The 8,114-nt window shown below is 44.3% G+C and carries 2 protein-coding genes; both read left to right on the forward strand.

The window, feature by feature from the left end; genetic code table 11:
- Positions 1–125 precede the first annotated feature (125 nt).
- Positions 126–2,132: a YSIRK-type signal peptide-containing protein gene (locus SORDD27_RS10380; protein ID WP_231069325.1), complete on the forward strand. Its 2,007-nt coding sequence runs from the start codon at positions 126–128 to the stop codon at positions 2,130–2,132.
- Between the two features lie 1,001 nt (positions 2,133–3,133).
- On the forward strand, positions 3,134–8,114 hold a 4,981-nt coding region (locus SORDD27_RS10385), incomplete at its 3' end, for a mucin-binding protein (protein ID WP_462217673.1).

Consider the following 8,114-nt stretch of genomic DNA (forward strand, 5'->3'; position numbering starts at 1 on the left):
TTTATGCAAATGGAGTTATAAAGAAATTTCTGTAGAAATGAACATTCTATTGGAAATTCTATTTACTATAAGTTATAATGATAAGGCTGTTATGTTAGATTAAGTATGAATATAAAGGAGAAATGATGAAGAAAAAATTTTTTAATCAATCTTTTTCCCGCTTTTCGATTAGAAAGTTAAGTGTTGGGACCTGTTCGGTATTGCTAGGAACCTTTATGGTGATGGCTACTTCACCAGTGCAAGCAGATGAAGCTCAAGTCAACAATAAGGAACAACAAACGCAGGCGGAAATTCAACAGAAGGAAAAAAGTGCTGAGAATGGACAGGAAGTCATTTCTGAGCCTCAAAAAGTGGTAACACAGAACGAAGCGATTAAGGACCGGAAGGATAAAACTGAACCGTCCAAAATAGAAGTATCTGCACCAGTCGCTCAGAGCCAACCAGTTTCTCAAGTTGACAATGCGAAGGAGGAAAGTCAGCCCTCTTTAGATGAGGAGAAAAAGCAATCTCTAGAATCAACTCAAACTGAGCAGAAAAACAAGGAAGAAGGCAGTTCTAGTGGGAAAACTTCTTCTAGACGCAAGAGATCGCTAGATGAAGTCAATGCTGTATTTCAAGCTCATTCGCCAATTAAGGATATCCATGCGGTAGATAGTGTCCGTGAATCCTTGACCTTTAGTATTACTGGACACGAAGCAGACTATTCTGGTGGGTATATCAAAATTCATTTCCAAAATGGGAAAGCTATTAAATTGACCCCTTCTCCAGTTGGTGGTGTAAAGTTCAGTCAAGAAAAAACGAATGGGGACCTTGATTTAAAGATAGAACCTACAAATCTGAGAGGTGGGGCAAACTATAACTTCGTCTATACTTTTCAGATAGATCCTTTGACTCCGAACTGGGGAGGTGCTGTCCAAGCCATTGGACCAGACCACAAGGTGACCGCAACTGCTAAGCTCTATGACAAAAATGACAATGTCCTCAAAGAACTTGGAAGTATTGAACACACATGGAAAGTCTTAGAAAACGGGGTGGGTGGTCTGACACCAATGTCTAACAATCAGGTCATTGGCTACGATCGAAATAATGATGGTATCGTTGACGATGATTCGTCGGTTGTGTCCTACTATCTATTTAACGGTGCGAAAGATCCTAAGAATAATACGGCAAGAAATGATTACTTCAACTATGGAAATGGTGTCTTTGATGGTCGTATGATCAATGGTATGGGTATTAGCGATGTCGGAGGGCATATCATTGATCCTGTCACATCCTATACCTATAATATAGAGTTAAAAGAAGGCTATGAGCTGACAGATGAAGCCAAAGCTCTAGGATGGACTGCCGATGCGACGGGTTACCATCTGACTATTAATAGAGCAAATAATCCGCTTCAAGATATTAACAACAATAAAAACAAGCTCATTCCAATTTCTTTCAAGTTAAAGAATGCCAAAGTAGCAGATATTAATAGAAAAGCGCAAAACCTAACTGTGACGGGTATCTATACAAAAGCAGATGGGACTAGCTATCAAAATACGGTCGTTTTGCCTTATACTCTCATGGTTCAAAAAACAGACCAGCCAGAGTCTTCTCTCTTTGAATTTAGACACTATAATCAGTCTGACTCGGAGATGATTCGTTCTTATGGTGAAACAGAATACCGTTCTAATGTTCGACTTTCATCAGTCGCAGAGGTTGAAAAAGATTATCCTATCAATGACTATACGGTCACCCATAAAATACAGGATTCACGAGAGTCTTATCGGGAAGTAAACGTGATTGAGGAGCGTCAATGGAATGAAATTTTCTCTTCACCGGACGCATCCGTAGAAGTATACAATAAAGCTACAGGTGAGTTATTAGGTACTTTTAATAGTAACACCCGTAGTCTACGATTGACGGAAGAGCAAGATGTGAAGGAACTGGAGTACAAGTTTAAAAATATCAAGATGAGGAAGTCCTCAACCAATGATACTTCGGCATTTTTTTCCAGACCAAAACACGTTTTAATAATTGGGAAAGTCTCTATAAAGATTCGACGATTAGTAAGTTGGATTCTAGAACGGATTTCACTTTTAAGAATACTGGCAACACTGTTTCCTTCTCTCAAACGGCTTCAGCCGAATTGACGCGTGTTGTTCAGCAAATTTCAATGATTGGGCGAGTTCGAACGGATGTTTTCAATCGACATACAGATGCTTCTGGTTTTAAAGAAGATTTTATCACAAGGACTGCGGGTAAAGACACCCCTACTCAGAACTTCGCAAACTTGACGGGAGTTTACCATTTAGCCTATTTGGCTGACCCTCAATTAAACTTTAGTGGAAACCTTAATTTTAAGGTCTATTATAATTACAAAGATACTGGGAAAACTCTCTACTATGCCCAAGTGAAGGGAACCCCAGACTCCTCTATGCCCCCAACGCTTTTGAAGTTGGAAAACAAGACAATTCCAAATGGGACCTATACCTATAAAGCAATTGCTTTCTGGGATGAAGAACTTCCTGACGTTCAAGCTCAGAATGGCTATGACTTGGGGGAACTAGATGGGATTACTGTTACTTCGAAAAATTCGACCTCTCATGACTTCAATGTGATCGTACAGGCCTCAGAAGCGAGCGGTGTCTACTCTGAAGTGAAAAGGGCGACAGATCAACACTTTGCCTACAATTCCCAAGAACACTATCCTGGTGATGAGATTGATTTCAGAGTGACCTATAAAAACGCAGCGAAACAGCCTGTTTCAGATGTCTATGTTTTATCATCCCTTCCAATGAAAGGTGATAAACAGCTGGAATCAAGAAATCGTGGATCTGAATTTACAGTGAGTTTAACAAAAGCTCTAACACCACCTTCAGGCTGGGAAGTTCAATATAGTCGTACTGCGGGCACTGCTACAGAAATTAATGCTTCACAATGGCTCGCAGCAGACCAAGTGTCGGATTGGTCAGAGATTCGTGCAGTTCGTTGGCATTCGACTGCTCCGGTTGCTGCTGGAAGTAGTGTTCAGTTTCCTATCGATGGAGCAGTTATCGGGCAAGATACTGCCTCAGGTGCTACAGCTTATCTTTCTTCGGCTCTGGCAAATGGAAATTCTAAGTATACAGAGTCCAATAATGTTTCTATCCAAATGTCCACCAAACTGTCATCTGCAAGTTTCACTTTTGTGGATGTAAATGATCCGTCTAAGGAAGTGCAACTAGGACAGGTAGACACAGTTGTAGGCAAACCTAATGGACCAATTTCTTATGATCCTGCTCGTCGAATTAAGGAATTGGAAGATGCAGGATATGAACTGATCAGTAACGATTTTACAGATCATACCTTTGGTGACTCGGCTAGTCCAAAACAATTCAAGTTTCAGTTTAGACACAAGATAACAGAACTATCCGAAACTGTTCGTGGAACTCGCGAGATTGACTTTGAATATCTCAAAAAAACAAACCATTCTGATTTATCACTCCTTCCTCCAAAACATGTTGAGACTCATTCGTTTACTCGAACGAAGAGAATTGACCAGGTTTTGGCGAAACGGCAACCAAATGATGCGACAGCTGGTGTGACATACTCAGCCTGGTCTGCAGACCAAACTTGGTCTCAAGTGATTTCTCCTGAAATTCCTGGCTATTATCCAAGAGAGGATATTGATGCAAACACAATGTCGGGAGAAGGAGCTCTCGATGAATATTTATTGACCGCGGATGATCCTAGAGATGAAGAGTTGGAAAAAGAATTTACCTGGTATCGGGTGGTGTATTATGTTCCACTTCCAGTTGTCCCTTCAGCAAGTGCAGCGAAATCTAAAGGCCTTCAAGGGCAGAAGCAAGCAGCAACGATTCGATTTGATGAGGATAGAGCAAGCGAGAGCGAGGTCCACTTTACAAAAGGGACAACAACCATTAATGGAGCAAAGAAATCCGTTGACCTAGTCCAAAGCAGTGTCTTTCTTTATGATGAGAATGGACAAAAGGTAACTTCGCTAACCATTGCCAACCAAGGGACGTACGATTTAGATCTTGTAAATAAAACAATTGTCTTTACTCCACTGAAAACCTTCTATGGTCCGGCAACTCCAGTTCGAGTTGGAGTGGTGGATAAAAATGGAGAGTCGGCTGTAACGACCTATACCCCAGTTGTTGAGAAAGTAACGCCAACTGGTACAGGTGATATGACAGAAGGTCTGCAAGGTCAGGTCCAAGAAGGTAAAGTGACCTTCACTCCAGGCCATGACTCAGTTCCATTCCCAGCTGATTCAACTCCACTATTTGATAATGGGACAGCTGTGAAGGAAGTGCAAAATGTTGGTAAGTTCGAAGTGAACGCAGATGGTAAGGTGACCTTCACTCCTGATAAACAGTTCAAGGGTGAAACACCAGAACTTGAATTGACTCGTGTGGATGCCAACGGAACTCCTGTTACGGTCAAGTACCAAGCGGTAGTGAAAGAAGTAGTTCCAACCAGCACTAACGCAACCAGCACAGGTATCCAAGGTCAACTGCAAAAAGGTACCCCAACCTTCACAGAAGGTAATCCAGCTGTTCCAATTGATGATACGAAACCAATGACTTTCGAAGATGGACAGTCAACGAAAACAGTTCCAGGTGTAGGTGAATACAGTATCAATCCAGATGGCTCTATTACCTTTACGCCGGATAAGAAGTACGTTGGAACTCCAGATCCAGTAACGGTTAGACGGGTAGATAAGAATGGAACTCCAGTCACTGCGACTTATACCTCAACAGTGACCAAGGTAACACCAACAGGAACTGGCGCAACCAGTACAGGTCCTCAAGGACTTCCACAAACAGGTACCCCAACCTTCCAAGGTGGTGACCCACTGGTTCCGATCGATGAAGCAGTTGAGCCAACCTTCGAAGATGGAAGCAAAGAGAAGTCTATTCCGGATCAAGGAACCTACACGATTGCACCAGATGGAACTGTAACTTTCACGCCAGACAAACAGTTTGTTGGAAACCCAACTCCGGTCACAGTCAAACGTGTGGATAAGAACGGTACTCCAGTCACTGCAACCTACAGTCCAGAGTTTACTAAGGTGACTCCAACTGGAACCGGTGATAAGACAGAGGGTCTGCAAGGTCAGGTCCAAGAAGGTAAAGTGACCTTCACTCCAGGCCATGACTCAGTTCCATTCCCAACTGATTCAACTCCACTATTTGACAACGGTACAACTGTGAAGGAAGTACCAAATGTTGGTAAGTTCGAAGTGGACACAGACGGCAAGGTGACCTTCACACCAGACAAACAATTCAAGGGTGAAACACCAGAGCTTGAATTGACTCGTTTGGATGCTAATGGCACCCCAGTAACCGTCAAGTACCAAGCAGTGGTGAAAGAAGTAATTCCAACCAGCACTAACGTAACCAGCACAGGTCCTCAAGGACTTCCACAAACGGGCACTCCAAGCTTCCAAGGTGGCGACCCATTGGTTCCAATCGATGAAACAGTTGAACCAACCTTCGAAGATGGAAGCAAAGAGAAATCTATTCCAGGCCAAGGAACCTATACGATTGCATCAGATGGTACAGTAACCTTCACTCCAGACAAGCAGTTTGTTGGAAACCCAGATCCAGTTACAGTGAAACGTGTGGATAAGAATGGCACTCCAGTTACTGCGACTTACAGTCCAGAGTTTACGAAAGTAACACCAACAGGTTCAGGTGATAAGACAGAAGGTCTGCAAGGTCAGGTCCAAGAAGGTAAAGTGACCTTCACCCCAGGTCATGACTCTGTTCCATTCCCAGCTGATTCAACTCCACTATTTGACAACGGTGCAACTGTGAAGGAAGTACCAAATGTTGGTAAGTTTGAAGTGGACGCAGAAGGCAAGGTAACCTTCACCCCAGACAAACAGTTCAAGGGTGAAACACCGGAACTTGAATTGACTCGTGTGGATACCAACGGAACTCCTGTTACTGTCAAGTACCAAGCGGTGGTGAAAGAAGTAACACCAACAGGAACTGGTGCAACCAGCACAGGTCCTCAAGGTGTTCCACAAACGGGCACACCAACCTTCCAAGGTGGAGACCCATTGGTTCCAATTGATGAAACAGTAGAGCCAACCTTCGAAGATGGAAGCAAAGAGAAATCTATTCCAGACCAAGGAACTTACACGATTGCACCAGACGGAACTGTAACTTTCACTCCAGACAAACAGTTTGTCGGAAACCCAGATCCAGTTACAGTCAAACGCGTAGATAAGAATGGCACTCCAGTGACTGCGACTTACAGCCCAGAGTTCACTAAGGTAACTCCTACAGGAACTGGCGCAACAAGCACAGGCCCTCAAGGTGTTCCGCAAACAGGTACTCCAACCTTCCAAGGTGGCGACCCATTGGTTCCAATCGATGAAACAGTTGAGCCAACCTTCGAAGATGGAAGCAAAGAGAAGACTATTCCAGGTCAAGGAACTTACACGATTGCACCAGACGGGACTGTAACTTTCACGCCAGACAAACAGTTTGTCGGAAACCCAGATCCAGTCACAGTCAAACGTGTGGATAAGAATGGCACCCCGGTAACTGCGACTTATACCCCAACAGTGACCAAGGTAACCCCAACAGGAACTAACGCAACCAGCACAGGCCCTCAGGGGCTTCCACAAACTGGTACTCCAAGCTTCCAAGGTGGTGATCCGCTAGTTCCAATTGATGAAACGGTCGAGCCAACCTTCGAAGATGGAAGCAAAGAGAAGACTATTCCAGGCCAAGGAACTTATACGATTGCACCAGATGGAACTGTAACCTTCACGCCAGACAAGCAGTTTGTCAGAAACCCAGATCCAGTCACCGTGAAACGTTTAGATAAGAACGGAACTCCAGTCACTGCAATTTACAGTCCAGAATTTACGAAAGTAACACCAACTGGTACAGGTGATAAGACAGAGGGGCTTCAAGGTCAGGTACAAGAAGGTAAAGTGACTTTCACTCCAGGCCATGACTTAGTTCCATTCCCAGCTGATTCAACTCCACTATTTGACAATGGAACAGCTGTGAAGGAAGTTCCAAATGTTGGTAAGTTCGAAGTGGACGCAGATGGCAAGGTGACCTTCACACCAGACAAACAGTTCAAGGGTGAAACACCAGAGCTTGAATTGACTCGTGTGGATGCCAACGGCACTCCTGTTACAGTCAAGTACCAAGCGGTGGTGAAAGAAGTGGTTCCAACGAGCACTAACGCAACTAGCACAGGCCCTCAAGGCCTTCCACAAACTGGTACTCCAACTTTCCAAGGTGGAGATCCACTGGTTCCAATTGATGAAACAGTCGAGCCAACCTTCGCAGATGGAAGCAAAGAGAAATCTATTCCAGGCCAAGGAACTTACACGATTGCACCAGACGGTACAGTAACCTTCACCCCAGACAAGCAGTTTGTAGGAAAACTGGATCCAGTAACGGTTAAACGGGTCGATAAGAATGGTACAGAAGTCACCGCGACTTACAGTCCAGAGTTTACGAAAGTAACACCAACTGGTACAGGAGATAAGACAGGGGGGCTGCAAGGTCAAGTCCAAGAAGGTAAAGTGACCTTCACTCCAAGCCATGACTCAGTTCCATTCCCAGCTGATTCGACCCCACTATTTGACAATGGGACAGCTGTGAAGGAAGTGCCAAATGTTGGTAAGTTTGAAGTGGACGCAGACGGTAAGGTGACCTTCACTCCTGATAAACAGTTCAAGGGTGAAACACCAGAACTTGAATTGACTCGTGTGGATGTCAACGGAACTCCTGTTACTGTCAAGTACCAAGCGGTGGTGAAAGAAGTAGTTCCAACCAGCACTAACGCAACGAGCACAGGTCCTCAGGGTGTTCCACAAACGGGCACTCCAAGCTTCCAAGGTGGTGATCCACTGGTTCCAATTGATGAAACAGTCGAGCCAACCTTCGCAGATGGAAGCAAAGAGAAATCTATTCCAGGCCAAGGAACCTACACGATTGCGCCAGATGGTACAGTGACCTTCACTCCAGATAAGCAGTTTGTAGGCAACCCAGATCCAGTCACAGTCAAGCGCGTAGATAAGAATGGCACCCCGGTGACTGCGACCTACAGTCCAGAGTTTACGAAAGTAACGCCAACTGGTAAAGATACTTCTT

It is taken from the genome of Streptococcus oralis (genome assembly GCF_001579025.1).
Classification (GTDB): Bacteria; Bacillota; Bacilli; order Lactobacillales; family Streptococcaceae; genus Streptococcus; species Streptococcus oralis_X.

Coding starts and splice junctions, on each gene's coding strand:
- SORDD27_RS10380 (WP_231069325.1), top strand. CDS start 126: ATGAAGAAAAAATTTTTTAATCAATCTTTTTCCCGCTTTTCGATTAGA.